Source organism: Nonomuraea sp. NPDC048916 (assembly GCF_040649575.1).
GTDB lineage: Bacteria > Actinomycetota > Actinomycetes > Streptosporangiales > Streptosporangiaceae > Nonomuraea.
Genome location: NZ_JBEZFS010000196.1, coordinates 1 through 503 on the forward strand (window position 1 = coordinate 1; position 503 = coordinate 503).

The 503-nt window shown below is 63.6% G+C and carries 1 protein-coding gene; it reads left to right on the forward strand.

Annotated features, from left to right (window positions below; all coding sequences use genetic code 11):
* Position 1: 1 nt before the first annotated feature.
* On the forward strand, positions 2-503 hold a 502-nt coding region (locus AB0C16_RS40415; protein ID WP_357691477.1), incomplete at its 3' end, for a S8 family serine peptidase.

Below are 503 nucleotides of genomic sequence, written 5' to 3' on the forward strand. Positions count from 1 at the left end.
GATGGCCGTTGAACGGGGGTCGCGAAATCTTGACGAGTCTGCCGCGTACGCTTTGAGTAAAGGCTCTCTTGTGTTCGCGGGTGTTGGGAACGATGCTGACAAAGGAAACAAGTTCATGTTTCCTGCGGCTACACCTGGAGTAGTCGGCGTCGGCGCAGTGGGCCGCGACTTCGCGAGATCCGATTTCTCACACTACGGACCCCAAGTCGACCTGGCCGCGCCAGGCGAGGAGATGGTTCACGCCTGCGGCGGTGGAACTGGTCTGTGCGAGGGTAATGGCACCAGTGGTGCAACGGCTCTCGCCTCTGCCTCGGCGGCCCTGATCTGGTCCAAGCATCCGGACTGGACCAACAACCAGGTCCTGCGGGTCATGCTGAACACCGCAGGCGGCCCCGTCAGCGGCAAGAAGCGGTCCGACGGGATCGGCTACGGAATCGTCCGACCCCGTATCGCGCTCAAGACTCCCGGGGACCCCGGGCCCGCCGATGTGTACCCGCTTCCGG